Annotated in this window: 20 protein-coding genes; 11 read left to right on the top strand and 9 right to left on the bottom strand. The window is 37.8% G+C overall.

The genetic code is table 11. The features are described from left to right. Positions 1–125 precede the first annotated feature (125 nt). Both ACSBFT_RS21825 and ACSBFT_RS21830 read left to right on the top strand, forming a co-directional pair. Complete coding sequence (locus ACSBFT_RS21825; protein ID WP_463044878.1) at positions 126–650, top strand: DUF7935 family protein; 525 nt, start codon at positions 126–128, stop codon at positions 648–650. A gap of 52 nt (positions 651–702) precedes the next feature. Then, positions 703–1,005, top strand: a complete 303-nt coding sequence (locus ACSBFT_RS21830; protein WP_463044877.1) for a YtxH domain-containing protein — start codon at positions 703–705, stop codon at positions 1,003–1,005. Between the two features lie 35 nt (positions 1,006–1,040). On the opposite strand, the gene ACSBFT_RS21835 is transcribed toward ACSBFT_RS21830, so the two are convergent. From ACSBFT_RS21835 to ACSBFT_RS21855, 5 genes are all read right to left on the bottom strand, one after another. Next, positions 1,041–2,171, bottom strand: a complete 1,131-nt coding sequence (locus ACSBFT_RS21835) for an MBL fold metallo-hydrolase (protein ID WP_489602430.1) — start codon at positions 2,169–2,171, stop codon at positions 1,041–1,043. Between the two features lie 161 nt (positions 2,172–2,332). Next, positions 2,333–3,862, bottom strand: coding sequence for a RagB/SusD family nutrient uptake outer membrane protein (locus ACSBFT_RS21840; protein ID WP_489604855.1), 1,530 nt, complete (start codon positions 3,860–3,862; stop codon positions 2,333–2,335). A 63-nt stretch (positions 3,863–3,925) separates the two neighbouring features. Further along, positions 3,926–7,144, bottom strand: a complete 3,219-nt coding sequence (locus ACSBFT_RS21845; protein ID WP_489602431.1) for a SusC/RagA family TonB-linked outer membrane protein — start codon at positions 7,142–7,144, stop codon at positions 3,926–3,928. 1,204 nt (positions 7,145–8,348) lie between these two features. Further along, positions 8,349–8,630, bottom strand: coding sequence for a pyrimidine/purine nucleoside phosphorylase (gene ppnP, locus ACSBFT_RS21850; RefSeq protein WP_111371024.1), 282 nt, complete (start codon positions 8,628–8,630; stop codon positions 8,349–8,351). A 138-nt stretch (positions 8,631–8,768) separates the two neighbouring features. After that, complete coding sequence (locus ACSBFT_RS21855) at positions 8,769–12,647, bottom strand: class I tRNA ligase family protein (protein ID WP_489602432.1); 3,879 nt, start codon at positions 12,645–12,647, stop codon at positions 8,769–8,771. Between the two features lie 136 nt (positions 12,648–12,783). Between ACSBFT_RS21855 and ACSBFT_RS21860 the strand changes: the two genes are divergently transcribed. Next, positions 12,784–14,046 carry a 3-deoxy-D-manno-octulosonic acid transferase gene (locus tag ACSBFT_RS21860; protein WP_489602433.1) on the top strand — a complete coding sequence of 421 codons (1,263 nt, stop codon included), beginning with the start codon at positions 12,784–12,786 and terminating at the stop codon, positions 14,044–14,046. Here the strand turns inward: ACSBFT_RS21860 and ACSBFT_RS21865 are convergent. Together ACSBFT_RS21865 and ACSBFT_RS21870 are read right to left on the bottom strand one after the other, a co-directional pair. Beyond that, on the bottom strand, positions 14,036–14,890 hold the full coding sequence (locus tag ACSBFT_RS21865) for a dienelactone hydrolase family protein (protein ID WP_489602434.1): 855 nt from the start codon (positions 14,888–14,890) through the stop codon (positions 14,036–14,038). The genes ACSBFT_RS21860 and ACSBFT_RS21865 overlap by 11 nt on opposite strands. A gap of 73 nt (positions 14,891–14,963) precedes the next feature. After that, positions 14,964–15,983 (bottom strand): DUF3500 domain-containing protein, encoded by a 1,020-nt coding sequence (locus ACSBFT_RS21870; protein WP_463045850.1) that lies wholly within the window; start codon positions 15,981–15,983, stop codon positions 14,964–14,966. Positions 15,984–16,055: 72 nt separating this feature from the next. On the opposite strand from ACSBFT_RS21870, the gene ACSBFT_RS21875 reads away from it, so the two are divergent. The 6 genes from ACSBFT_RS21875 (at position 16,056) to ACSBFT_RS21900 (ending at position 22,736) form a co-directional block, all read left to right on the top strand. After that, positions 16,056–16,865, top strand: a complete 810-nt coding sequence (locus tag ACSBFT_RS21875; protein WP_489602435.1) for a Rossmann-like and DUF2520 domain-containing protein — start codon at positions 16,056–16,058, stop codon at positions 16,863–16,865. After that, positions 16,862–17,839 (top strand): formylglycine-generating enzyme family protein, encoded by a 978-nt coding sequence (locus tag ACSBFT_RS21880; protein ID WP_489602436.1) that lies wholly within the window; start codon positions 16,862–16,864, stop codon positions 17,837–17,839. The genes ACSBFT_RS21875 and ACSBFT_RS21880 overlap by 4 nt, the downstream gene beginning before the upstream one ends. Before the next feature lie 44 nt (positions 17,840–17,883). Next, positions 17,884–18,384 carry a hypothetical protein gene (locus tag ACSBFT_RS21885; RefSeq protein ID WP_463045847.1) on the top strand — a complete coding sequence of 167 codons (501 nt, stop codon included), beginning with the start codon at positions 17,884–17,886 and terminating at the stop codon, positions 18,382–18,384. Between the two features lie 466 nt (positions 18,385–18,850). Then, positions 18,851–19,363 (top strand): hypothetical protein, encoded by a 513-nt coding sequence (locus ACSBFT_RS21890; protein WP_489602437.1) that lies wholly within the window; start codon positions 18,851–18,853, stop codon positions 19,361–19,363. 63 nt (positions 19,364–19,426) lie between these two features. Further along, positions 19,427–19,900, top strand: a complete 474-nt coding sequence (locus ACSBFT_RS21895; protein WP_489602438.1) for a hypothetical protein — start codon at positions 19,427–19,429, stop codon at positions 19,898–19,900. Between the two features lie 73 nt (positions 19,901–19,973). Continuing rightward, positions 19,974–22,736 (top strand): hypothetical protein, encoded by a 2,763-nt coding sequence (locus ACSBFT_RS21900; protein ID WP_489602439.1) that lies wholly within the window; start codon positions 19,974–19,976, stop codon positions 22,734–22,736. 6 nt (positions 22,737–22,742) lie between these two features. Here the strand turns inward: ACSBFT_RS21900 and ACSBFT_RS21905 are convergent, their stop codons facing one another. Next, positions 22,743–23,240 (bottom strand): hypothetical protein, encoded by a 498-nt coding sequence (locus ACSBFT_RS21905; RefSeq protein ID WP_489602440.1) that lies wholly within the window; start codon positions 23,238–23,240, stop codon positions 22,743–22,745. Beyond that, the gene (locus ACSBFT_RS21910) at positions 23,241–23,693 is read right to left on the bottom strand and encodes a hypothetical protein (protein ID WP_463045842.1); all 453 of its coding nucleotides are present in this window, start codon (positions 23,691–23,693) and stop codon (positions 23,241–23,243) included. Positions 23,694–23,754: 61 nt separating this feature from the next. On the opposite strand from ACSBFT_RS21910, the gene ACSBFT_RS21915 reads away from it, so the two are divergent. Both ACSBFT_RS21915 and ACSBFT_RS21920 read left to right on the top strand, forming a co-directional pair. Further along, positions 23,755–24,558, top strand: a complete 804-nt coding sequence (locus ACSBFT_RS21915; protein WP_463045841.1) for a fimbrial biogenesis chaperone — start codon at positions 23,755–23,757, stop codon at positions 24,556–24,558. A gap of 29 nt (positions 24,559–24,587) precedes the next feature. Next, a complete protein-coding gene (locus ACSBFT_RS21920; protein WP_463045840.1) occupies positions 24,588–25,379 on the top strand; it encodes a ParA family protein in 792 nt (263 codons plus the stop codon). The last annotated feature ends 3 nt before the right edge of the window (positions 25,380–25,382 follow it).

Genomic DNA, 25,382 nt, shown 5'->3' on the forward strand with positions numbered 1-25,382 from the left:
TTGCGGTTTATGGAGTTTTGTTGCGATTTATAAAATACACTAAGGTTAGGTTACTAATAAGAAAAATCATTAATTGTTTCGAAGGAAGGAATATTATCGGAAATTTAGACCGAATAGAAATTGATATGAAAATAATGGAAGATTTGTTGAAGATCATGGTCCCAGCGGGCTTATTGTTGATAGGTATGTATGTATTGGCCAAATCTTTTTTGAATAAGCAATATGATCTTAGGAAGTTAGAGCTAAACAGCAAATCGAACGAAGCCATAACACCGTTAAGACTTCAGGCTTATGAGCGTATGACACTTTTTTTGGAGCGAATTACACCTAATTATTTGTTATTAAGGCTTTTTGATAGAGCGGTTCATGTGAATGATTTTCAGGCTATTCTTTTAAAGGAAATAAGAGAGGAATATTACCATAATCTGGCTCAGCAAATTTATATATCAGCAGAGGCTTGGGAAGAGGTTAAAGGTGCCATGAATGAAATGCTATCACTGGTTAATCAAGCGGCTTCGGAACTTAAGCCAGACGATTCGGCTATTCAGCTTTCAAAGAAAATTTTTGATAAAGTGATTAACGAAGAGCGTGACCCTACTCGAAATGCCTTGTTGATGTTAAAAAAGGAAGTTAAAATTCTGTTTGAATAGGATTCTTTACTGCTTTATTGGTAAATTTCTAAAAATATAAAAGGATAATAATATGTCGGTTACATCAAAACATTTGGCAACATTCATTTTGGGAGCGGCTGCTGGAGTGGCAATGCATAAGTATCTTCAAACTGAAGAGGGCGAAAAGCTTATGGAGGACTTAAAGACCAAGGGAACACAATTAAAGGACGAGGCCGAGGGTGCTATAGATAAAGCTCCAGAATACTTTGAAGCATTAAAAGGTGAGGCGTCTAATAAGCTTGCTGATACTTTGGCCATGCTGAAAGAGAAGTTTCCAGAGGCAGGAGAGATGATAAAGGAAATTATTGGAGGAACTAAGCCCAAAACAACGTAATTAAAAGGCGAGCTTTGGGGCTCGCCTTTTATGATTTACAAAAATTTACGCCACCACTTATCATTGGGTAGTGGTTCATGTCTCAAGGAAATGGTTTGGCCAATTTCTGGTAATACCATTTTTACATTTTCGGTTTCAGCAGCTGCTGTAGCTCTTTCAACCGATTCCTGCCAAGGGTGTAAAGCTAAGGTAAATGCCCCCCAGTGAATAGGCATCATTTGCTCTGCCTTAATATCTATGCTCGCTTGTACCGTTTCTTCGGGCATCATATGGATATTATCCCAGCGTTCGTTATACTGCCCACATTCCATCATGGCGAAATTAAAAGGGCCATATTTTTCACCTATTTCTTTAAAGTGAGGGCCATAACCACTGTCACCACTAAAGTAGATGTTGTCTGATTGTCCTTTAATGACCCATGACGCCCAGAGAGTCGTGAACCTGTCTGATAGACCTCTTCCTGAGAAGTGTCTGGCTGGTGTACAGGCTAGTTTTAATCCTTCAAAGTCGGCTTCTTGCCACCAATCTAACTCTTTTATCTTATCAGAACCTACGCCCCACTTTTCTAAATGACTGGCTAAGCCTAAGGGTACGTAAAACTGTTTGACCTTGTCTTTAAGTTTCAACACAGACTCATAGTCTAGATGGTCGTAGTGGTCATGAGAGAAAATAACTAAATCTATCTCAGGCAGTTTTTCAATCGCGATAGGAAGGTCTTTACTATATCTTTTGGAGCCAATCATAGCAATGGGTGATGGACTAGCACCAAGCATGGGGTCAATGAGTACTTTTAATCCGTCGATTTCTAAAAGAAAAGCCGAATGCCCAAACCAAGTAATTCGAGTGGAGTCGCCTATTCTTTTTTGAATGTCTATGGAATCAATTTTTTGAACTGGTAGGTTCACTTTTGGTTCTCTTCCTGCTTTGTCCAGGTATTCGGGAATCATTTTAAGGGCTTCCCAAGTTCCCATTTCCATGGTGGTTTCTATGGCATTTATAAAAAGTCCATCTTTATAGTTTTTAGACTTTAGATAGTTTTCTCTCTTTGCTTCCGTTGGTTTCCCTCCAAAAACTGGATGGAGATTCATAAATACAACGGTGCCCGCTACTATCAAAAGCAGTAAGACTGTGATTCCGATGAATATCATTTTCAAAATTCTTTTCATAGTATGTGAGTAATCACTTACAAAAGCGGTTTTCGATTTTATTAGTTCGCATGTAGTATGTTTTCTTTAGAAAATGTTTTCAATTCCTTCTCTGCTACATAAAAAAGCTCCTCACTTCAAAAGTAGTGAGGAGCTAAATAAAATAAAATATGTGCTATGACCTAGCTAGGATACCCGGGATTTTGAGGTTTAAGATTCGTGTTATTTAACATTTCTTGCTTTCCTAGTGGAAGCAATAAGTGTTTTTCTTGAAGGGCTTGGTTAGAGCTGCCATTAATATGCCCCACAAAGTTATCAAAACCATTGGTCTTTTCATTATAGGCTTTTCTAAGCCTGACCATGTCAAACCATGTGATTTGCTCATAGCATAGTTCATGCCATCTTTCTCTCCAAACCGCCTCTCTGAAAGAAGCTTGAGTGTATGTTCCTAAGGCCGGAGTAGCTAAGGTGGCTCTGTCTCGTATTTTCTTTAAAGCATCATAAGCATCCTGTGTAGGGTTACCTAGTTCGTTCTGAGCTTCTGCAAATATTAATAATACCTCGGCATATCTAATTTGTGGAACATTCAGATTGTTGTTTCTAGAACCGGACACGCCTTTGGTTCCGTTAGATGTTTTATTGAAGTGCTTGAAAATATAAGACGCTCCTAGGTCAAACTCTGCACCATTTCCATTAGTGAAGTAAGTGTTATAGAAGTATCCTTCTTGATTCTTAGCTCTTAAATCTCCTTTCTCGTAAGAGTTATAAAAGGCCGTAGTAGGAACAGTACTACCCGTACCTGACGGTCCATTATAAGTAACAGGCTTAAAGTTAGGGTACATGTTATCCATAGGATTACTAGCTACCACATTATTATACTGAAGCATAAATAGGTGCTCCTTTGTATTCTTCAAGTTTTCTTGATGTACTTGAGTGTAGGTGTCAAACAAAGCTATTTGAGTAGGGTTAGCTTTGGCGTAATCCATTACCTCTTTAGCTTTATTTGCAGCTAATTGATAGTGAGAAGCTCCCTTTGATAATGGAAACCCTGCCATGGTTAAATAAACCCGCGACATTTGTGCTTTTACCGCGGCTAAACTTACTCTACCTGTGGCATCCATCCAAGATAAGCCTGCAGCTTCGGCTCTCTTAAGGTCAGCTTCTATAAGGGCATAAACCTCTTCTTGCGGAGCTCTTGCTGGTAAGAAATTTTCAGAAGCAGCTGTCTGTGGTTTTGTGATTAATGGAACATCTCCCCATAGTCTTACCGCTGTGAAATATGCGGTAGCTCTCAAAAAGCTAGCTTCGCCTAAAATTTTGGTTTTTTGAGCCTCGTTCATTGGCGTAATAGCTGGGACTTTATCCAACACTTGGTTGGCTTGAGCTATTACTTTGTAAAGGCCATTCCAGTAGTTAACTACGTGTGCCGTGTTTCCGTCGTGAACCAAACCATAAAGGTTGTTCAAATCCGAGTTTTGAGCTGTTTCAGTAGTGCTTGTTCCTGTTAAAGCTTCTAAAAGTTGCCAGTTAGCAGAAAATATACCAGCTCCATTACCCATGAAACGCATGTCTGAATAGACAGAAGCTAAGGCTGCTTCAGCGTGGTCAGGGATTTGATAGAAGCTGTCTGGACTAAGGTTAGATGGAGCTACCTCTTCCAGAAAATCTGAGCAGCTCGCAGTGCTGAATAAAATGATAACACTAAGTATCATTTTACCGAATTGGTTTTTTATTAAATATTTCATTTTGTCTTTCTTTTAATACTTTGAGTGTTATTATAATGTAACCTGTAAACCTAACATGTAAGTAGTAGGCTTAGGATAATTATGCCAGATCATACCTTGAGAGAAGGCACTGTTGCCATTTCCTTGGTTGGTAGGAGCTGTTTCAGGATCTCCTACAATCTTATCCTCAACTAGCAAGAAGAAGTTTTGAACAGAACTATAAACCCTAAGTCGGCTTAATTTTAATTTTTCGGTTGTGGCTGATGGGAAAGTATAACCCAGCATGGCATTTTTTCCTCTTAAAAATGAGCCATTTTTAATCCACTGTGTATCCACGTTTGTTACATAACCAGCACGCGTATCTCTGATTTCCGCAATCATCGTGTTTTGGTTTGATGGTGTCCAAGCATTTAATACCGAAGTATAACTGTTAGCTAGAGCTTGACGGTCTTCACTTGGGTGAAGGTTCATCATCATCACGTCATTACCGAACATGAATTGTGTTTCAAACAAGAAGTCAAAGCCTTTAAAACGAAGACTGTTAGTAAGAGCACCCCATCCTTTAGGACTTCCGTTTCCGATGATAGAACGGTCAGCGTCTGTAATGGCTTTGTCACCATTGACGTCTAGGTATTTAATATCACCAGGAAGCATGGTAAGACCGTTTCTGTAGCTGGTAAATTGAGCTGCTTCATCACGTTCTGCTTCGCTCCAAACACCTAGTCTTGTTAAACCCCAGAAAGCACCAACTGGCTCTCCAATTCTAATAATGTTCGTTGGATTAGTGAAGTTAGGTCCACCTACGTTGAAAATATCTGAAGGCGTTGCTAAAGAAAGTACTTTGTTCTTGTTGAAAGAGATGTTGAACGAAGTAGTCCACTCCAGAGCACCTTTTAGGTTATTGGTATTGATACCTAATTCTATCCCTTTGTTTTCCATAGAACCTACGTTTCTACGAATAGTTGCATAACCACTCGTTTGAGGAACAGGAGCATCCAAAAGCATGTCTGTCGTTTTTCTGTAGTAATAGTCGGCCTCTACATTAATTCTACCATTCAATAAACCTAATTCTACACCGAAGTCAGTCTGAGCTGTTTTCTCCCATTTAAGGTCTGGGTTAGCTAGTCTTGCAATACCAGTTCCAGATACTCTAGTGTCGTTATAGATCGTAGAATAGTTTGAGCTAAGAAGAGATAAAGAAGAATATGGCGGTATTTCTGAGTTACCCGTTAAACCATAACTTGTTCTTAATTTCAAGTTAGAAATTACGGGATTGCCTTTAAGGAAGTCCTCTTCAGACACACGCCAAGCCAATGCTCCAGAAGGGAAGAATGCGAATTTGTGGTTTGCTCCAAATTTAGAAGAACCATCAGCACGTCCCGTGAAAGTAACCAAGTACTTATTCATTAAACCATAGTTTAATCTACCGAAGTATGAGTTAAAAGCACTTCTATTTGCACTAGAACCTACAGATGGATTAGTGGCACCAGCACCCAGATTGTTGAACGTGAAATAATCTGTTGCAAAACCAGATACACTCGCACTCATGTCAAAGAAGTTGGTTTCTTGCCATGATAAACCTAAAAGACCAGTGAACGAGTGAATGTCCTTGAAGTCTTTCGTATAAGTTAAATAGTTTTCTAAAGACCAGAAGCTTTCTTTTCCGTTATAGGTAGAAGCGTTTCCTTGAGCACCAATGTTCAAAGTTCTTGTTTGAGATTGGTTAATTTCTTGGGTTTTAATGTTAGCACCCAAAACCGTTCTCATTTCAAGACCCTCCATAAATTTGATATTAGAATAAACACTACCTATTGAGGTTTGGGTATTCATAATATATTTTCTGTTTGTAGATCTGTGTACAGAACTCATAGTTCCTTCAGCAAACGGATAATCTCTGTTATTGGCAAAAGTTCCGTCTTCGTATCTTACAGGAAGGAAAGGAAAATCTTCTACGATTTGACGAGCTACTGCATCGTTAATGTCAACTACGTTTTCTGTTTGGTTATTGTAGTTCAATGTTCCACCTACTTTCAGCCAGCTGTTTACGTTATCGTCAATTGTAAACCTTGCAGAATATCTTTTTAGGTATGAATTAATAAGTAAACCTTGGTCGTCTCTATATCCTAAAGAGAATGAATGTTGCGTTTTTTGATTTCCACCACTAAAACCTAACTGATGGTTTTGAGAAACTCTGTTCTGAGAACTCTCATCTAACCAGTTGGTGTCATATTTAGGTTTGCCATTGGCATCAAAAATTCTTGGGTCTGTACGACGTAAAGCTGGATTTAGGTAGGCCCATTTTCCTGCTGCCCATCCGTTTGGATCGTATTTCGCCATGTTAGCCCATGCCAAATCTTCAACAGCCAAATACTGTTCTGCATTTAATACTTCAGGTCTGTTTGGCCCAATAGTATTCATACTAAAATCAGCATTGTAAGTTACCTGACTAGCACCAGCTTTACCTTTTTTGGTCGTTACTAATATAACACCATTGGCACCTCGAGCTCCATAAATGGCTGTAGAAGAAGCATCTTTCAATACTTCTACAGAGACGATGTCGTTTGGGTTAATGTAGTCAATAGCCGAAGTAAACTGAGATTGGTTTCCTTGAGGAAGCATGACTCCGTCTACCACGTAAAGCGGGTTGTTTGAAGAGTTAATAGAGCTAAAACCTCTAATTCTAATTTGCGTTCTTCCTCCTGGCCTTCCAGAGTTGGAACTCACTTGAACCCCAGCCATTCTACCGGAAAGCCCTTGTGCTAAAGAAGGAGCAGGTCTTTCTAAAAGTTGCTCGGCTTTAACGGAACTTACAGAACCCGTTAAATCAGATTTTTTCAAAGTACCGTATCCGATTACTACTACTTCATCCAGTATTTTATCGTCTGGATCAAGTGATACATTGACTACTGTTTGATTGCCAACAGATATTTCTTTAGCTCCGTAACCTATTAAAGAAAAAGTAAGAACGGCACCGCTCTCTGGTACCTCAATAGCGTATGTTCCGTCCCCATTTGTGATGGTTCCTCGCTGAGTACCTTTCAAAACAATACTTACACCAGGGATTCCGGTGTTTGTTTCGTCTTTTACTGTTCCCGTAATTCTTTTATCAACCGCCACTTTCTCTGAGGTGGTTAAATTGGAATTGTTAGGATTTGCGTTGTAAAGTTCTGCAAATGAATGGTTTGCGGAGCACAGTAGCAGTGCGGATGCTACAGATAGATTTCTAATTGCTCCAGACCACAATTTTGGAATTGGGTAATTTTTAAGCATAGTATACCTAAGTTAATTAAGAGTGATTGATTGAATAATTTTAACTAAAAGTAGTCTATTATTGATATTTTTTATGATTTCCTATATTGCTTTTTTGTTAATAATGTACATAAATATCTTTTGTGAATACCAAATGAACTAAAGTGAATATATCTGGATTCTGACCATTTTCAAGTCCTATCACTTTCATGATTTAACGACTAAATGACACTTATAAAACCTAAATATTTGACTATAAAAGTGGTCTGTTTTTTTTGACAGTAGTTGATTATTGGGAGGTGTAATTACGGTTAGGTACGTGTGTAAAGATTGAGGAAAAGGTGAAATTGAAGAGGTATTTTTTTGCCCATATATATCGCTTTATATGAGCCATTTAATGCGTAAGAAAAACCATTGGATCGGATTATGATTTTCAAAAAAGAATTTCTTGTTCCAATTATCGATTACCCATTCTTAAGTACTTAAAATTAAAAACCACACTGGTTATAAATTTCTCATATTTTAGAAATAACTAAAATTTAATCTTCATATAACATGTGAGGAAAATGAAACTGTTAGGGCGAGTTGACCTCGAAATAAAAAAGTGGTAGTGGATTCTTAAACTCGGTTTATGCAATGGAGAATCGTAATGAGTTTTAAAGTGGAATAAATCAGTCACTTAAACGAGATTAGCATAGCAGTCTACCCTGAGCTTGCCGATAGGAAGCAATTTAGCTACGTTCCCGATAAATTTCGGGAGCTTTTCTAATGAATAAAGCGGATTAAAAGAGTATCATGCCATGCAGCAGGAGACTATCCTTTAATGGAGTTCGGTTAGTAGTAGAGAAAGATATTTGTCAGCGGTAGAAAGAGTTATTTCAGGAACTTATGAAGCTCATGAATTAATTAAGGAGTAAAATGATAATGTTATGGGATATCAATACTTGGCAGGATTATGTTTACTGGCATGGCACTGCCCAAAAAAAGATTTAATGAGCTTATTAAAGAATGCATGAGAACCCTGTTTGAAGCAAAGAAAGGCTTAAAGGCAAGTTTAGGAGACTATTGGTTTGGGATGAAATAGATTCCTATATTGCTTTTATGATGAGCTCACTCACATTTTACAGGGTCGTTATTTATTTCAAAACCGGAGGGCTGTAAAAAACAAAACTGGTAGGGTTTATCCCGTACCAGTCTTATTAATGAGCTTTTGTATAATTTCTTCCTAAATATATTGGCACATATAAGAAGTCTGCGTTTCCACTTTTACTTTAAAGGAAGAATCCCCAATAACATTAAAGTGCTGACCACCATTGAATGTTTTCCACTCTGTTTCATTTGGTAAAAGAACAGTAAGGGCTCCTTGAATAACATTCATGATTTCTGGTGCACCAGTACCAAAAGTGTATTCTCCGGGCTCCATCACGCCAATAGAAGATTTACCTTCTGGCGTTTCATATCCAAGTGATTTTACATTGTTGTCGAAATATACGTTTGCTTCTATCATGCTTACTTATTTTTTATGATTTTCTAATTGTTGTTTTTGTCTGCTATTACGTGATGTTAGTCGTCTGAGTTCTGTTAGAGATTAATTTAACTATACGTCCGATATTGAAATCAGACACCTCGCAACAAGCATTCTTTCTTAAGCCACACTTACGTTTAGAATTAAAACATAATCTTCCATTTCTATTTCTGTAGGTTCTGTAATTGACGCACTTACTATTAAAGAAAGTGCTTGAACCTCTTCACAGATATAGGCTTGGTTTGCGGTAATGGCTGTTGCCAATTCCTGATTATTGTTTTCTAGCTGGATGTTGATTTTGTCCGTTACCTCAAAACCGCTGTCTTTACGGTAGTTTTGAATTTTATTCACAAAGTCCCTAGCTATTCCTTCGTGTTTTAATGCTTCTGAAATATGAATATCCAAGGCCACGGTAAGGTTGCCATCCTGAGCCGTTAAGTACCCAGGGAGGTCTTCAGTTAGTATTTCTACGTCTGCCAGTTCTATTTCTCCAACACTTAAAGTTAGTTTGCCGTTCGCTTCAAGTTCTTTTATTCCAGCAGAATCCATGGCAGAAATAGCTCCCGCAACAGCTTTCATTTCTTTACCATATTTTGGCCCTAAGGTTTTAAAGTTAGGTTTTACTTTCTTACTTAAGACACCAGACGCGTCGTCAAGGTACTCTACAGCTTTTATATTAACCTCGGTTTTTATCAATTCTTCCACAGAGCTAATCTGGGAACGAACACGCTCAGATAAAACTGGGATAAGAATTTTTGCCAAAGGCTGACGAACTTTCAGTTGGTTTCCTTTTCTTAAAGAATGCACCAGTGAGCTCACTCTTTGTGCATAATCCATAGAGCCTTCTAAGTCTTCATCTATCCAGGCTTCGTTGGCCACAGGGAAGTCAGAAAGGTGAACTGAGATTTTTTCTGAATCTGCCACTAAGTTCTTATATAACCAGTCGCTATAAAAAGGAGCGATTGGAGACATCAATTTGGCTACCGTTTTAAGGCAAACACCCAATGTTTCGTAAGCCAGTTTTTTATCCTCGCTCAGTTCACCTTTCCAGAAACGTCTTCTTCCAAGACGCACATACCAGTTGGAAAGTTGGTCTGTCACAAAATTCTGAATGGCTCTACCGGCTTTGGTAGGCTCATAAGTCTCATAAGCTTCGTCCACTTCTTTAATCAGTGTTTGAAGTTTAGAAAGCACCCATTTATCTAATTCGGTTGCTTTTGATAGGTCAATTTCTCCTGTAAAATTATAATTGTCAAGGTTGGCATAAAGAGCAAAGAAATTATAGGTGTTTGTCAATGTTCCAAAGAACTTGTTTCTAGCTTCCGTAATGCCATCTAAGTTGAATTTAAGATTGTCCCAAGGCTGAGCATTGGTAATCATGTACCATCTGGTAGGGTCGGCTCCATAATTTTTTAAAGTCTCAAATGGGTCAACAGCATTGCCAAGTCTCTTAGACATTTTATTGCCTTTGGCATCCAAAACCAGACCTGTAGAAACTACATTTTTAAAAGCAACAGAGTCAAAAAGCATCCCAGAAATGGCATGAAGCGTAAAGAACCAACCACGTGTTTGGTCTACACCTTCAGAGATAAAGTCTGCCGGGAAGGATTTGTCAAAAGTGCTTTCATTTTCAAATGGATAATGCCACTGAGCATAAGGCATGGCTCCTGAGTCAAACCAAACATCTATCAAGTCTGGCTCACGGAAAAGTTTTTTACCTGTTTTAGAAACGAGGACTACATCATCTACATATGGGCGGTGTAGATCGAAATTTTCGTAGTTCGACCTCACCCCCTGCCCCTCTCCGGTAGAGAGGGGAGCTTTTTCAAGTTCTTTCAGAACTCTTTCCTTTACATCTTCGATATTGTTGAGTACTTCGGCATTTTTAAATCTTATAACGCTAAAACCCTTTTGGTTTAAATAGGCCGTTCGGTAATTATCATATTTAATTGCTTCCTCAGAATCGTGAATTTCCCCATCAATTTCTACAACTAGATTATGTTTTATACACACAAAGTCCACAATGAAGTCTGCAATGGCATGTTGACGTCTGAATTTCTCACCTAAATTGTTATTTCTACACAATTGCCAGAACGCATCTTCAGCTTGTGTAGCATTCTTTCTATTCTCTCTTGCATTGGCCTTTAGATTAAACAACCATTTCTTTGTTTCAGCGGTAAAAACCAAAGCTTCTCGAAGCTCACCTCCGGAGTCAAATGTTCCACTAATTCGAGCATTATCAGAAGAAAACTTGTTTTCGTCAAAAAGCCCCTCTCCCCCGGAGAGGGGCAGGGGGTGAGGTTGAGTCTCCAAATAGTTTTTTGTCATAAACCCAGCCTCAATTGCTTTATCAATTTCAAGGCTAAGTTCGTCCACAGAACCAATGCAAAGTATTTCATCATCTTCGTTTTTCCAGATAGGAAGCGGTGTTCCCCAAAATCTTGAACGAGAAAGATTCCAGTCCACCAAGTTTTCTAACCAGTTGCCAAACCTTCCAGAACCTGTAGATTCAGGTTTCCAGTTAATCTGCTTGTTAAGTTCTGCTAATCTATCTTTTACAGCCGTAGTTTTCACAAACCAGCTATCTAACGGATAGTATAAAATTGGTTTATCTGTACGCCAACAGTGCGGGTAGGAGTGAACATATTTTTGCACATTGAATGCTCTGTTTTCCTCCTTCAGTTTTATAGATATCCTTTCATCTACAGAAAGGTATTTGTCTCTTTCTTGTTTCTGCTTTTCTATTTCTAGTTCAGCTTCGGTATAGTATTCCGCTTTTACATATTCTAAAGCAAAATCAGTTACCTCTTTCACAAAACGTCCTTTACGGTCAACCAAGGGCATGTCTTTGCCTGCTTCATCTTTGACCATTATGGCACCAATGCCATTTTGCTGAGCTACTCTAAAGTCATCGGCACCAAAAGTTGGAGCGGTGTGCACCACACCAGTACCATCTTCAGTAGTCACAAAGTCACCTATGATTATTTTAAAAGCATCTCCATTAGGCTTTACGTAAGGCAGTAGTTGCTCATAGTTTAGGCCTTCTATTTCAGAACCTTTAAAAACAGCTTCTACTGTCCACGGGATTAGTTTTTTGTTTGAAGCTTCAAAACCTTCAAAGTCACCATCTTTTCCTTTTTCTGAAAAATGCTTTCCTAGTAAGTCTTTCGCCAAAATAACATTCACAGGCAAGAAAGTGTATGGATTAAAGGTTTTAACTAAAGCATACTCAATGTTTTTACCTATGGTCAACGCCGTGTTTGAAGGCAAAGTCCAAGGAGTGGTGGTCCATGCTAAAACAAATACTTCATCATTGCCTGCGGCATCAAAAACAAAAGCTGATTTTTTGTCTTTTGTTAGCTTAAACTGAGCCGTCATAGAGGTGTCTGTCACATCTTGGTAGGCTCCTGGTTGATTAATTTCATGCGAAGAAAGTCCAGTGCCTGCAGCAGGAGAATAAGGCTGAATGGTGTATCCTTTATATAGTAAGTCTTTGTCGTATAGTTTTTTTAGCAAACTCCATACAGACTCAATGTACTCGTTTTTGTAAGTGATATATGGGTCTTCCATGTCTACCCAGTAGCCCATTTTATCTGTCATGTCTTGCCAGATACCAGTAAATCGCATAACCGCTTCACGGCATTTTTGGTTATACTCCGCTACGGAAATTTTCTTTCCTATATCCTCTTTAGTTATTCCAAGTTCTTTTTCGACTTGAAGTTCTACTGGAAGTCCGTGTGTATCCCAACCACCTTTACGGTTTACTTGAAATCCTTTGAGCGTTTGATAGCGACAAAAAATATCTTTTATGGTTCTGGCCATCACATGGTGAATGCCAGGGGCTCCATTTGCCGAAGGCGGACCTTCATAGAAGGTAAAGGTTTTATTTCCTTCACGCTCTTCAATAGATTTCTTGAAGACATTTTCAGATTTCCAAAATGCTAAAACTTCGTCTGCTACGTCAGCGTAATTGACCGACTTATACTCAGGATATTTCATCTAAAAACTTACCAATTTGGTGTAAAAACTTGAACCGGAACTCCGGCTTTTGAAATGGTGGGCAAAGATAGGGAATTCAGTATTATAAAGGTTTCAAACTTGGCATATGTGGTATATTTGTGTTTAATTTTTCAAAATGACTTTCATTCTGGACGTACTATATTCATTTTCTATCCATTTTTTCAATTTGGGTATCAAGATAGTGAGCTTATTCAGCTCAAAAGCCAAGCTTCGTTCTGCTGATCAAAACAATTGGAAGGATGTTGTTTCAAAAAGAGATCTAAGCAAGCCTTTGGCTTGGTTTCATTGTGCTTCTTTAGGGGAGTTTGAGCAGGGGAGACCCGTAATAGAAGCCTTCAAAAAGAAGCATCCAAAGCATCAGATATTATTAACTTTTTTTTCGCCTTCTGGTTATGAGGTAAGGAAAAACTATGCCGAGGCCGACATTATCTGCTATCTGCCACTTGACTTAAAATCTAATGTGAAACGATTTTCAGAAGCTTTTCAGCCTGATATTGCATTTTTTGTCAAATACGAGTTTTGGCGAAACTTCATAGCAGGTTTGAAAGAAAGACAAGTTCCTTTAGTTTCTTTCTCGACTATTTTTAGACCAAGTCAAACATATTTTAAATCACTTGGTGGCTTTGCCAGAAAACCACTTTTACAGATAGACAAGTTTTTTGTGCAAAATCAAGAATCAGAAGATTTGCTAAGGAAGATTAGTCAAAATAATGTAGAAGTAGCCGGTGATACTAGGTTTGACCGTGTAGCAGATACTTTAAAAACTATTCGTGAGATAGAAGTGGCGAAGGTTTTCAAAAATAATAAAAAGACTTTGGTGGGTGGTTCTGTTTGGCCAGAAGATATGGAGGTGCTCATTCCTTTTATTAATAAATTAAAAGATTTGAAATTCATTTTAGCTCCTCACGAAATCAAAGACAAGCAGATGAGCGAATGGGAGAGTCAAATGAGGGATAAGTCTGTAATTAGATTTTCAAAGGCAGAGACACATTCAAATTTAGCTAAATATGATGTTCTGATAATTGACAATGTGGGCATGCTTTCTTCGCTTTATCAGTATGGTGAGTTTGCATTTATTGGTGGAGGTTTTGCCACTGGGCTTCATAATATATTGGAAGCGGCCACTTTCGGAATGCCGATATTTTTTGGAGATAAAGCTTTCAAGAAATTTCAGGAAGCTAAGGACTTAATGGAAGAGAAGGGAGCTTTTAGTATTTCGGGTTTTGATGATTTCTATCAAATTATGGAGGAGCTGCTTAGGGACGCTTCGAAATATCAAGAAACAAAAAACATCACTGCTGCATATGTCAAAAATCACACCGGGGCTACCGATGTGATTTTAAATTGGATAGAAAATTCGAGAATTCTTAAACCTTAAACTTCGCCTTCAAATAATCCATTGTCATTTTATTGGCCACTTTAGTGGCTTCAGGGTCGTGTTTGGCATTACTCGGATTTGCAAAACCGTGCACCGCATCAAAAATTTTATAAGTCAACTTTTTGTCGGCCTTTTTCATATTAGCCGCAAAAGTCTCAATGACATCCTTACTAATCCATTTTTCTGTAGCAAAAAGTCCAAGTACATCTGAGTTTAACGTTTTTAGCTGCTCCACATCTTGAACAGGCATGCCATAATACATTACAGTACCCACAGCCTGCTGACCCTCTAGAAGAGCAGACCTAAGAGATAGGCCACCACCAAAACACCATCCCACACTCGCAATTTTTGCTTTAGGACCAGCATAGTTAATTCCAGCTTTCATGATGTTTTCTAGTCTTGTTTGGTCTGCACCACCCATTAGTTTTCCGGCTACTTCTGGGTTTGTAGTCGTTTTGCCATCATACATGTCAAGAGCCAATACATTTACCTGACCATTAAGATCTTTAAAGAAAGTATTTGCCTCGTTTCTAATATGGTCATTTAATCCCCACCATTCTTGGTAAACCAACAGCCATTTATTGCTGTTTGAAGTGGATTTAATGAAATAGCCAGATGCATCCTTTCCATCTGGCGAAGTGATTTTTATTTCATAACCTAGGACTTTAAAATTGATTTCAATTGGAGATGGGTGCATTTTAATAAACTCAGGGTCATTGACAAAGTCTGCCATGCTCGCTGGCATTACATTATGACACATAGTGATTTCCTTTTCTAGCTCGGGTTGACTTTGAAAGCCGAAAAAGGTCCAAAAAAGAAGGAAAAAGGCATATAGTTTAAACATAATCTATTCGTTATTTAATGAGAATTTGGAAAAGAGGCTTCGAATTGATTAACAATTTTCATCTTTTTAAGTTCTAATGTGACTCATTGATATGTTTGGCTATGACATCTTCGCCCCAGTCATTTGTGAGGTCACGAACCACAGAATGCACATGATTATTGTCGTTTTGTGTGCAGTCGTATTCTATTAAAAGTACTGGGTTATGAATTCTGTAATAATGTCCTTCGCCCCATTTTTCGCCTCCCATCCACACAAAGTGCAGTTTTTCTAAACCTGCGGCTTCGATCTTTTTCATGAATTCATTTGCAAAGCCATTCGGAGCTCTTTTCACATGATGGCTAATAATTTTCATAAGTTCTAGCTGTTGTTCTTTACTCATTTCCCCGAAAGCAATCCCTTCGTTTTGGTTTATCTCTGCCAGAGCCTTGTTTGAGCTTACTACGTCATAAGGTGCTTTATCGTTGATTTTTGCTTTGGCATGTTGCTGGGAGTCTAAAGACTTTATAAAGGCAAATCCCATAGCTGTTTCATCTCTTAAGACCTCCGTGCCTTCTGGCAGGGGCATTCCCGCGGGTACTCTGGCAGGATTAGTCCCGAAGAATAGGGGTGTAGCAGAGTCAATTTTACCTTTTTCGGAAGAATAGTTAAGGGATAGATGGTGACCTTCTATTCTCCAAGCCCAGTTTTTATGAGCATCTGGAGTTCCGAAAAATGAGAAATAGTATTTCTGTGGGTCGCGGTGGTCGCTATCTGTTGGTCTGTTTTCCAAAACGTGTAAAACACCCTCTAACTGCATAATGGCAAGTGCCGTTTTGGTTCCTTCTGCACTGAGAGAGGCATACAACACATTCATGGCTAGTTTCTTTTGGTCATCAGAGAGTTTGCGGTAGTCTAGACCGTTTCTTGGGACAGGCGTATAGAACCAATTTTTTCTTTCTTTGTCAGTAAAGCTAAAAATGGCTTCCGCTTTTTGTTCTTTAGAAAGTGTGTTGAGAAATTTTTCTGAAGCCTTTAAGATTTCGGAATTGGTGTTTTTTTGAGCAACTCCGCAGGATACAGAGAAGCATAAAATCAATACAATTAGTTTTTTCATCGTTTTAGGAGGGTTGAAATATTGTTCAATCTATATATATTGATTGGAATTAAAAATACCTTGTAAAAGTCAATGAAAAATAAAGGCTGGCAAATGACGGTAAGTATTATAGGATCTGGAAATATTGCATGGCACTTGGTCAATGTTTTTGAAGAAAAAGGGGTTAGGGTAGCGGAGGTTTTTGGTAGAGATAAGAAAAAGGTAGAAGCTATTACGGGCTACCTTTATGATGTGAAAGTCAAAACAGATCTAGATTTCTCAAATAGCCCTTCCGATATTTTTATTCTTGCAGTTTCCGATGACGCCATTGAAGCTGTAGCTAGCCAAGTTATTCTTCCCCCGAATAAGTTATTGATTCATACATCGGGAGCTAGGGATATGAATGTTTTGCTTAAAGCATCCTATACAAACCCCAATGTTAAAATGGGCGTGCTATATCCTTTAATGACTTTTACTCGTGGTTTAAAAGTCAATTTTAGGGAAGTGCCTGTTTGTTTGGAAGCAGAAGATAAAAGTACTCAGGATATTCTAAGTGATTTGGCCTCAAGAATTTCAGATAAAATTTACTTCGTAAACTCTATTCAACGTTCTGTTTTGCATGTTGGAGCAGTTTTTAGTTGTAACTTTACCAACCATTTATTGGCTCTAGGAAAAGAGATTTTGGAAGATTCTGAACTCGATTTTGACCTTTTAAAGCCCTTGATAAATGAAACGTTTAAGAAAGGTATGAAAGCAAATCACCCAGCGGAGGTTCAGACAGGGCCAGCCATTAGAGATGATTTTAGTACAATAGATAAACATAGAGAAATTTTAAAAGAGGATGAAGACCTCCTAGAGGTGTATAACGTCTTAACAAAGAGTATTCAAGACTGGTATCAATGAAAAAAGTATTAATTATAATTTTTATTGCCGTAGGAATTACAAGCTGTGGCACATCTCAATCAAAAGAAGAAAAAACAGAAGAGCCTTCTTTTAATCCAAGAGCGGAACTGCCTGGTACGATAACATATGTGGGTTTAAAGGAGCCAAGTGAGGGAGCCGCTATTCCTAATACCGAAAAAGCACCGGATAAAATGGTGGCTATAAATGGCGGCAATGTAAGAATAGGTTCAGAAGAAGGTTTTGAGCATGAAAGACCGATGTTTTGGGCAAGAATAAAACCTTTTTTTATGGATAAGTCGCCAGTGACCGTAGCCGAGTTTAGGAAGTTTGTGGAAGCCACGGATTATAAAACAGAAGCGGATAAATTTGGCAATGCCGGTATAATACATGAATCCACAGATAAAAACTGGATTCTAAAGGATGGGGCGAATTGGGAATACCCATTAGGAAAGGACTTTCCTAAAGCAGGAGACGACCATCCAGTCACCCAAGTTTCTTGGAATGATGCTACGGCTTATGCCACATGGGCAGGTAAAAGATTACCACATGAAATAGAGTGGGAGCATGCCGCTAGAAACGGAAGCAACTCCAGAGATATATATGCTTGGGGTAACCAAATATCAGAAAATGGAAAATATTTAGCGAATGTATGGCAAGGTACCTTCCCCAACTTTAATGAAAATACAGATTCTTTTGCCGAGACTTCTCCGGTAGGGCAATTTGGAGAAAGCCCTATTGGCTTAACAGATCTTTCTGGAAATGTATGGGAGTGGTGCTCAAATTATCTTTTTGACTATCGCTCCTTAATTATGGAAGATATTCCCTCTACCTTTAAAGGGGAAAAAGCAGAAAGAGGAGGTTCTTTCCTTTGTGAGCCTAGTTGGTGTCATGGATACAGGGTTTCTGGCAGGTCTTCTTCTTCTCCAGAAACAAGCTTATTTCATGTTGGTTTTAGGTGTGTAAAAGACTTATAAATGTCATGTACTTTGGGTAAAATGTGAACCATCACATTGTTAAAATGATGAATAAATTATACATTTTTATTTCCTTGACACTTTTTACTCAGTATGCAGAGGCTCAAGCTTCTCATACCGTAAATATTCATATCAATGAGTTTACTGAAATTAGAGCAAAGCCTACAAAGCTAGAACAGACGGATTTTAAGTTTGATGATGTGAGCCAAATAGTAAGTGGAATTACAAAGTGGGGGGTAGGTAGTTATCAGGTAAGATCTAATAACGAATGGGTAGTGTCTGTTAGAGCTAAGAATGCGTTTTTTACAAATATAGGTGAAGGAAGTAGTACGGATATGCCGTGCTCTATATTAAAAATAAAAGAAGGAAACTCTCCAAACGAATTTCAAACCTTGGCTACGTTACCCACTCCTATTAAATCTGGAAGCTCTGGAGACTTTGGTGGGCAGAATGAATTCAACCTCGATTATCAAGCCAATCCTGGTATAGGCTATTCTGCAGGTATTTATACCATGAATGTGGTACTAACAGTGAGTCCCAATTAGTTTATATTTCCCTTAGAATTTTGATGATTATTGTCTTTTTCGAAGACTTTAGTGTTCTTTTTATTTTTAATGATTCTAAATAGAAAATATTTAGAATCATTTTTTTTTGCCCTTCCCAAGAGCAATTATATAGAGAATTCGAAATTTATTATATTGTATTAGACTGCTATTAATGAATCAATTAGTTGACGAAGTGTAGTATTGTGTCGACTATTATCCTTTACCCGCTATCCTTTGTTCAGGTTTATTAATTCTATTTCGTATAGAGAAAAAGCACGTTGGTACTTTCAATTGGCACAGAATTAGTGATATACGATTCAACGGAATGTTCTAAGCCATGGATTATGAACATTAACTGTTTTAGTTTTTTGATTTATTTAATCGAATTTTTTCTGGTTTTTAAAACGTTGCATGAAGATCACATGAAGTGTTTATAGTCCAAAAAGGATTCACAAAAAACGGACGTATGTTAGGAAAAGTCACAACAATGCTTTTGGTATTGTTTGCTGTTTCCAAACTTACTTATGGGCAAGGTGCCCATCAAGTATCCATAGGCATAAACCCCGCATTGGATTTAAAGTTTGTAAATGGCACGTCTGCTATTAGATATATTTCTCTTACATCTAAAAAGGATTTAGAGGAAGGCGTGTTTAAAGCAAACCAAGCAATGCTTCAGATTCAGGCCAATCAGAATTGGAAGTTGACAGTTTCCGCAGGTTTCCCATTATTCTCCTATTACAATGTTAACAATCCGGTCAATCCGAATATGCCATCAGAGGTTTTACAGTTTCGTAAAAGTGGTGCCACAGAATATAGTGCACTATCTTACTCGGAACCCTTTGAAATAGCAACAGGAACACCCGGGGCTTACAAAGATAATGGACATGGAATTTCTGTGGATTACTTCGCCAACCCTGGTTTTAATTATCCCGAGGGCTTATACTTTATAAATGTTTTTTATACGGCATCGGCTCAGTAAAGAATCTAACCTGACTTATGTGCATCGTCCTAATGAATTTCAATTATTAACAAAAAAATGAAAATGAAAAAAACACTATTTTCAATCGGATTAGCATTAGTATCTTTTGCTGGATTTTCTCAAAGTTCTCACCAAGTGAACATTAGTATTTCGTCGGTGGCGGAGCTTGAATTAGGTGATGAGAACGGCATTAGTTTCTCATTTGCAAACGCAGATGCCATTGAAGCAAATAGCCACGAATCGCAAACAAAATCTTTGAGTATCCAAGCCAACTCAGCTTGGGGTATTGATGTTTACGCGAGCTCTAACTTTATAGAAGCTGCAGATGAGACGCTTAACATTCCTATATCTGTTCTTACTGTCAACTCTAAGGCTATTGGCATAGGTGTAGATAATAAGGTAGAGGTAGAGTCTGGAACTGCTGGAAGTTACCCAGAAGTTGAATTATCTTATGATGTAGATTTAGGAACAGGTAAATGGGAATATGCAGCTGGTGAATACAGTACAACTGTTTACATTACCATGACAACCGACTAAGTCTTGTATTTTTAAAAGAGTGGGAGCTACTGACCCTCTCACTCTTTACTTGCTTTCTTAAAAAAATAATTACGTGCTGAATAAAATAAAAATATCGCTTTTGACAAGCGTCTTGGCAATATATGCCCTTATTGGTTTTGGCCAGGAAGGAATTGCTGCAGATGGTCGCTTTTCTGCGAGTCTTATTAAGGACTCTCTGAGTCTTTCCACAGGCCAGTACGGATTTAACTCTTTAACTATTATTAACCATTCTGGAAACCTGTTGGAACTGGGTCTCAAAATAGATCTTCCTTCTGGTTTGTCCTTATTGCATCCTATGCCTTCTTATGTGAGTATTTCTGAAGGACATAACAGTATTTTGGCTTTTCGTATTAAGGCCTCTTCTGGACTATCGGCCGGGAGAGTTTATCCTGTAAGAATAACGATAGAAGACCCAGTAACGGGTTCTTTAATTTATAAGATTTTCGAAGTTACAATGGAAGCCGTTACAAATTGGCGTGGAACTTTGGACGAATCTGTAATTTATAGTTCAGACCAGGATGTCCTTCCGGAATTTAGCTTTAGAATTACAAATTCTGGAAATAGATCAGAACTTTTTGATTTCTCCTTTGATTCCAAATTAAGGCTAACCTTGCCTAGCAAAGGAAATCAGCTCATATTAAAGCCGGGAACAGATACCCTCATAACCGTAGGCGTAAGAAGTAGAAATTTAGAAGAGATAAATGATGAAATAGCTATTCTAATCCAATCAAGGAATTCTCAGAAGGTTTTGCATCAAAAAATATTTATTGTTTCAAATGAGTTTAAAGCTCACGAGTTTCAAAATTACTTTATGCCAATGGAGTTTCGATGGACCGGTGTTAATTTGGCCAAGGGTAGCTCAATCACCCAATTTTTAGAGGCCAATGGTGCCTTAAAGTTAAGCAATAGAAGAACGTTAAGTTTCAATACCCGATTTAACATAAGGGATGGTTCTTATAATGATCTAAACAGTTACTATATCCTTAATTATAATTCTCCAAAATTAGATTTACAATTGGGCACCATTCAAGATTTTATGTACACTCAGATTAGTGGATTGGGAGTTCGGGCTGGTTTTAGAGATGATAATAAAACGTATCAAATATTAAGTGTAAAAAATAAATTTAACGACGGAAGTGTTACGGGACTTAGACAGGAAATTAGCCTTTCGCAAAAGGGAAAAATCTTAACGGAAGCTCTGCATAATAGAAATGTCGAAACCGGTGTAGTGAGTTCTTTTGGGCTTCATACCTATGCTTTAGTATTTCGAGATAATTCTCGACTGCAAATAAAGGCAGGGTACAGCGGAGAGAAAGCGGCCAAGATTGGTGTTATTAATAAAGGATTTACCGGCGGTTATGTTTTTAATACTGCTAAAAAACACTATTCGTTTAGGTCTAATTTCCAATTTTCTTCTAAATGGTTTCCTGGCGTAAATCGCGGATTAAACTATCAAAACCACGATTTGATGCTGGTTTTTGGTCCTCTTCAGCTCGGTGGATTTGGAAATGTAATGAAACGGATTCCCGAAATTTATAATAGTGACTTTAGCGATTCTTATAGTTTGACAACCAATGAAAACAAGGAATACGGGGGGCAATTGGCATTTAAAATGGGCTATGGTAAACTTTTAGTGAAAGCAGGAAACACCTATCAAGTCCAGAATAGCTCAAGCATGATTCGGGATGAAGGGTTGAACTCAAACCCTAGTATCGAAGGTCAGAAAGTGTCCTTAAGTTATTTTTTAAAGAATGCGATTACAGACCAAATTTTGACTGTCCATGCTATTAACTCTCGTTTTATGGAAGGAGATAGTAGAGGAGAAAAAGTGGTTTCATATAATGCTATGCTAAACGGCAGGTTTAAATCTTTCGGCTACACACTGAGGTATGAGCATGGCCCGTCTTATTATTTTGATTATTTGTATCAATATAAAACAGGAAATCAAATGAAACGTCAGCATTACAGCGTATACTGGAATTCTGATGATCGCAAGACGCTAAAAGCAAGAGTATCTGCCAGTTATTTTGATATGGCGAGCTATTCTTCAAAGAATTTAAATATTAGAACTGATTTGGAGTTTGACTCCCCTAATAAAAAATGGAGTTTTGGATTGACTTCTTCTATGAATCTCCTCAAAACAGCTGAGTCTCCATTTGTAACACTTTCTTTGAAGAAGCTCATTGATCTACCCTTACCTTTCGTGAAGAGATACACTAATCTAAAAGTAAGAATGTTTAAAGATGCCAATAATAATAATGTTTGGGATAAAGGTGAAGAGCCTTTGAGGCAAGCCAATGTAAAAGTTAATGGGAACCATTTGAGGAGTAATAATAATGGAGATATCTTCATGAAAAACGTGGAAAAGGGCGATTATATTATCGATTTTAGTCCTATTACAAATCAAAAAGGGTGGATGCCGCCTAAATTGTTATCAGACACCATCTCTTTAAAAAGAAACAGAGAGTTGGTTGTTCCTTTTAAGACCTCTAAGGTAATCTCTGGTAAAATTGTTTATGAGGCTTCTAACTATTCGTTAATGTCAACAGTAAAACTTTCAGGTTTAAGAATCATTGCCACAAATGTTCATGGTGAGTCATTTCAAACCATCACCAACCAAGAGGGACTTTTCTTTTTTAATTTAGTGGAGGGGAATTATACCATTAAAATGCCTACAACGGTCTTAGATGAAAGGATGCATTTTGATAGAGTTCTAGAAGAGGTAAAATTAGATTCCGAAAACCAGCCATCTTTGATTTTCACTGTTAAAGAGAAAGGTAGAAAACTGAATATCAAAAAAGCGGGCTCTTATTAAGGCTTCTTAATCCGCGGTTAAAGTAAAAACCACATCTAGGGAATACCGCCCACTCCTTTGAGATTGCGGAACGTTTGCCAACAAATCCAAATTGAAATTATTACTTGCGTTTCCCGTACCACCCCTACTGCCAGTGGCAATTGCTGTTTGATTTATTGTAATAGGTATAAACACATTAAAAGAGCCCTTTCTGAGACTTAATGTGGAGGAAGATAATGTGCTATTTTGACCATTTTCATAATCTTGAAAAGTAGAAGTCAAAGAAGAAATGGTTAACTGCCAGTTTCTATTTGATTTGATTTTGACGTTAAATACATCATTTTTAAGAATGCCGTTTCTGAAATCTTGGACTTGCTCGAATTTATAGTTTAGGTCTTGACCGACTACAGAAACCTGTAGGCTCATAAATGGCCGGATATCTAAATGAGTTTGAACACCCTGACCTGAGCCAAATTGCCCAAATCCTGCCATCGGGAATGCCATTAAAAAGAAGTATTTTATCATTTATTGCTCGGAGAGTGTAAAGATGATAGAATAGAAGTATTGCCCAGGCTCATGCTCAAAGCCAATGGGAGCTACGTGTAAATCATAATGATAGTAGGAGTTTTTATTATTACTCCTATTGTGAACCAGTATATTAGTGTCTGGGAAATCTAATGGGTATAGCTGCTCATAGTTAGAAGAAACGGCAATGTTGCTGTTTGTTAGCTTCAAGGCATATATGTTTGTAGGTATTTTTGAAAAGGAATAATTCATGTTGGAAACCGTTCGGGCAGAAACTAAAATACTTTTTTTGTTCTTTCCAATATTCAAAACAATGGCGTCCGAGATGACCTTGGTGATTTCAAAATCTGTCTCATTTTGGTATATCAAACCTAAATTTTTCGAAGAAATAGAAAAATCGATGGATTGAGCATTTGCGGTATTAAATTTGAATACAAATAACAGGATGCTCAAGATGAATGTTGGTTTGAGCCTCCTTAATTTTACTAAAACTGATTCTGATAATATTTTCAAAATGAAACAAAGTTTTTTCTTGATAACATTTTTATTAATAGCTAAGCTTAGCGTTGCTCAGCATTTTAATATTCATCCTACATCTCTACACTTTAGCCTCAGTGATATAGGGAATACTGAAACTCAAACCATAAATATCACGAATAATTCTGAAAAAAGTCAAGCGATAGAGATATACTTGGGCGATTGGAACAGGAACGAAGATGGCACACATTCTTATTTTGAAGCGGGTACACAAACCTATTCATGCTCAAAATGGGTGACTTTAAATACCAATTTCTTGAATTTAGGTCCTAAAGAATCTGGTCAGCTCATTGTAACTTTACATGCTCCAGATAATAAGAAGGATTTGGAAGCTATGAAATGGACCATGCTTTATATTCAGGGTTCGGAGTTTAGAGAGAAGGTTAGTCAAGGTTCTACAGGTATCCAAACGAAAATCAATGAAATTATGCGTTTTGGTGTGCATCTATATCAAACTCCAGGAAATCTTAAATTATTTGAAGCAAAAGCGGTTGATATTAAGCAAAACCCAGACGACGCCAACGTTTTCGACATGGAAGTGAAGAATACTGGTTATGTTATGGTACGCACAAAAACATATTTAGAGCTGACCAACGTTAGTACGGGAGAAGAGTTTAAAGGTGAGATAGAAGAATGTCCTATATTCCCATTGGGGAAACGTGTTGTATCCTTACATTTGCCGAAGGGCTTGCCAAAAGGCCAATATTCCATGCTTGGTATATTGGATTATGGGAATCCGGATTCTCTAGAAGCAATAGAACAAATAGTAGAGATAAAATAGGCTCCTGAAAACTGGGCCATGCTTTCTTAATGGTACCAAAAGTCATAGCAATTTCAAATCAAAAGGGTGGGGTAGGTAAAACCACCACCAGTGTAAACCTGTCTGTAGGTCTTGCTATGCGAGGCTATAAAGTGTTGCTGATAGATACCGATTACCAGTCGTCTTGTACGGTGGCATTGGGTATTAATATGGAATATGACAATAAGAGTATTTATGCCGCATTAGTTGGTTTAGCTCCTATCCAAGATTGCATTATTCCTACTAAAAGAAGGAACCTAGATATTATTCCCTCTACACAGCATTTGGTAGGGGCAGAAATAGAACTTATTACGGCTACAGAAAGGGAGTTTATCCTTTCAGAAAAATTAGAAATCATTAAGCCGCTTTATGATTTCATTTTTATTGATTGCCCGCCATCTTTGGGAATTGTTCCTATCAATAGTTTGGTGGCAGCAGATTCTGTAATTATCCCACTTCAGTGCGAATTTTTTGGTTTGGAGGGCATGCAGATGCTCTTGGATACCATAAAGATTTTACAAGGAAGATTAAAGCCTAATCTTTACGTTGAAGGAATTTTGATGACCATGTTTGATGATGAAGCTGAGTTTTCAAGAACCATTATGGATCTAATGCGTAAAGAATTTAAAGACGAGGTTTTTGATACCTTTATTCCTCGTGATCCAGATTTTATTGATTCCACAGCCAGTCAAATTCCTGTAATTGCCACAGGAAAAATGGACTCCATAGGTCTTAAAGCATACGATAGATTAATATTGGAATTTTTAGAAAAGTACAATCTTAAGAAAAGGAAGAAGGGGTAAAGG

Source organism: Arcticibacterium sp. SM2516 (genome assembly GCF_057914865.1).

Excerpts from the sequence above, each read along its gene's own strand:
- ACSBFT_RS21825 (WP_463044878.1), top strand. The coding sequence starts at position 126 with ATGAAAATAATGGAAGATTTGTTGAAGATCATGGTCCCAGCGGGCTTA.
- ACSBFT_RS21830 (WP_463044877.1), top strand. The coding sequence starts at position 703 with ATGTCGGTTACATCAAAACATTTGGCAACATTCATTTTGGGAGCGGCT.
- ACSBFT_RS21835 (WP_489602430.1), bottom strand. The coding sequence starts at position 2,171 with ATGAAAAGAATTTTGAAAATGATATTCATCGGAATCACAGTCTTACTG.
- ACSBFT_RS21840 (WP_489604855.1), bottom strand. The coding sequence starts at position 3,862 with ATGATACTTAGTGTTATCATTTTATTCAGCACTGCGAGCTGCTCAGAT.
- ACSBFT_RS21845 (WP_489602431.1), bottom strand. The coding sequence starts at position 7,144 with ATGCTTAAAAATTACCCAATTCCAAAATTGTGGTCTGGAGCAATTAGA.
- ppnP (WP_111371024.1), bottom strand. The coding sequence starts at position 8,630 with ATGATAGAAGCAAACGTATATTTCGACAACAATGTAAAATCACTTGGA.
- ACSBFT_RS21855 (WP_489602432.1), bottom strand. The coding sequence starts at position 12,647 with ATGAAATATCCTGAGTATAAGTCGGTCAATTACGCTGACGTAGCAGAC.
- ACSBFT_RS21860 (WP_489602433.1), top strand. The coding sequence starts at position 12,784 with ATGACTTTCATTCTGGACGTACTATATTCATTTTCTATCCATTTTTTC.
- ACSBFT_RS21865 (WP_489602434.1), bottom strand. The coding sequence starts at position 14,890 with ATGTTTAAACTATATGCCTTTTTCCTTCTTTTTTGGACCTTTTTCGGC.
- ACSBFT_RS21870 (WP_463045850.1), bottom strand. The coding sequence starts at position 15,983 with ATGAAAAAACTAATTGTATTGATTTTATGCTTCTCTGTATCCTGCGGA.
- ACSBFT_RS21875 (WP_489602435.1), top strand. The coding sequence starts at position 16,056 with ATGAAAAATAAAGGCTGGCAAATGACGGTAAGTATTATAGGATCTGGA.
- ACSBFT_RS21880 (WP_489602436.1), top strand. The coding sequence starts at position 16,862 with ATGAAAAAAGTATTAATTATAATTTTTATTGCCGTAGGAATTACAAGC.
- ACSBFT_RS21885 (WP_463045847.1), top strand. The coding sequence starts at position 17,884 with ATGATGAATAAATTATACATTTTTATTTCCTTGACACTTTTTACTCAG.
- ACSBFT_RS21890 (WP_489602437.1), top strand. The coding sequence starts at position 18,851 with ATGTTAGGAAAAGTCACAACAATGCTTTTGGTATTGTTTGCTGTTTCC.
- ACSBFT_RS21895 (WP_489602438.1), top strand. The coding sequence starts at position 19,427 with ATGAAAAAAACACTATTTTCAATCGGATTAGCATTAGTATCTTTTGCT.
- ACSBFT_RS21905 (WP_489602440.1), bottom strand. The coding sequence starts at position 23,240 with ATGATAAAATACTTCTTTTTAATGGCATTCCCGATGGCAGGATTTGGG.
- ACSBFT_RS21915 (WP_463045841.1), top strand. The coding sequence starts at position 23,755 with ATGAAACAAAGTTTTTTCTTGATAACATTTTTATTAATAGCTAAGCTT.
- ACSBFT_RS21920 (WP_463045840.1), top strand. The coding sequence starts at position 24,588 with ATGGTACCAAAAGTCATAGCAATTTCAAATCAAAAGGGTGGGGTAGGT.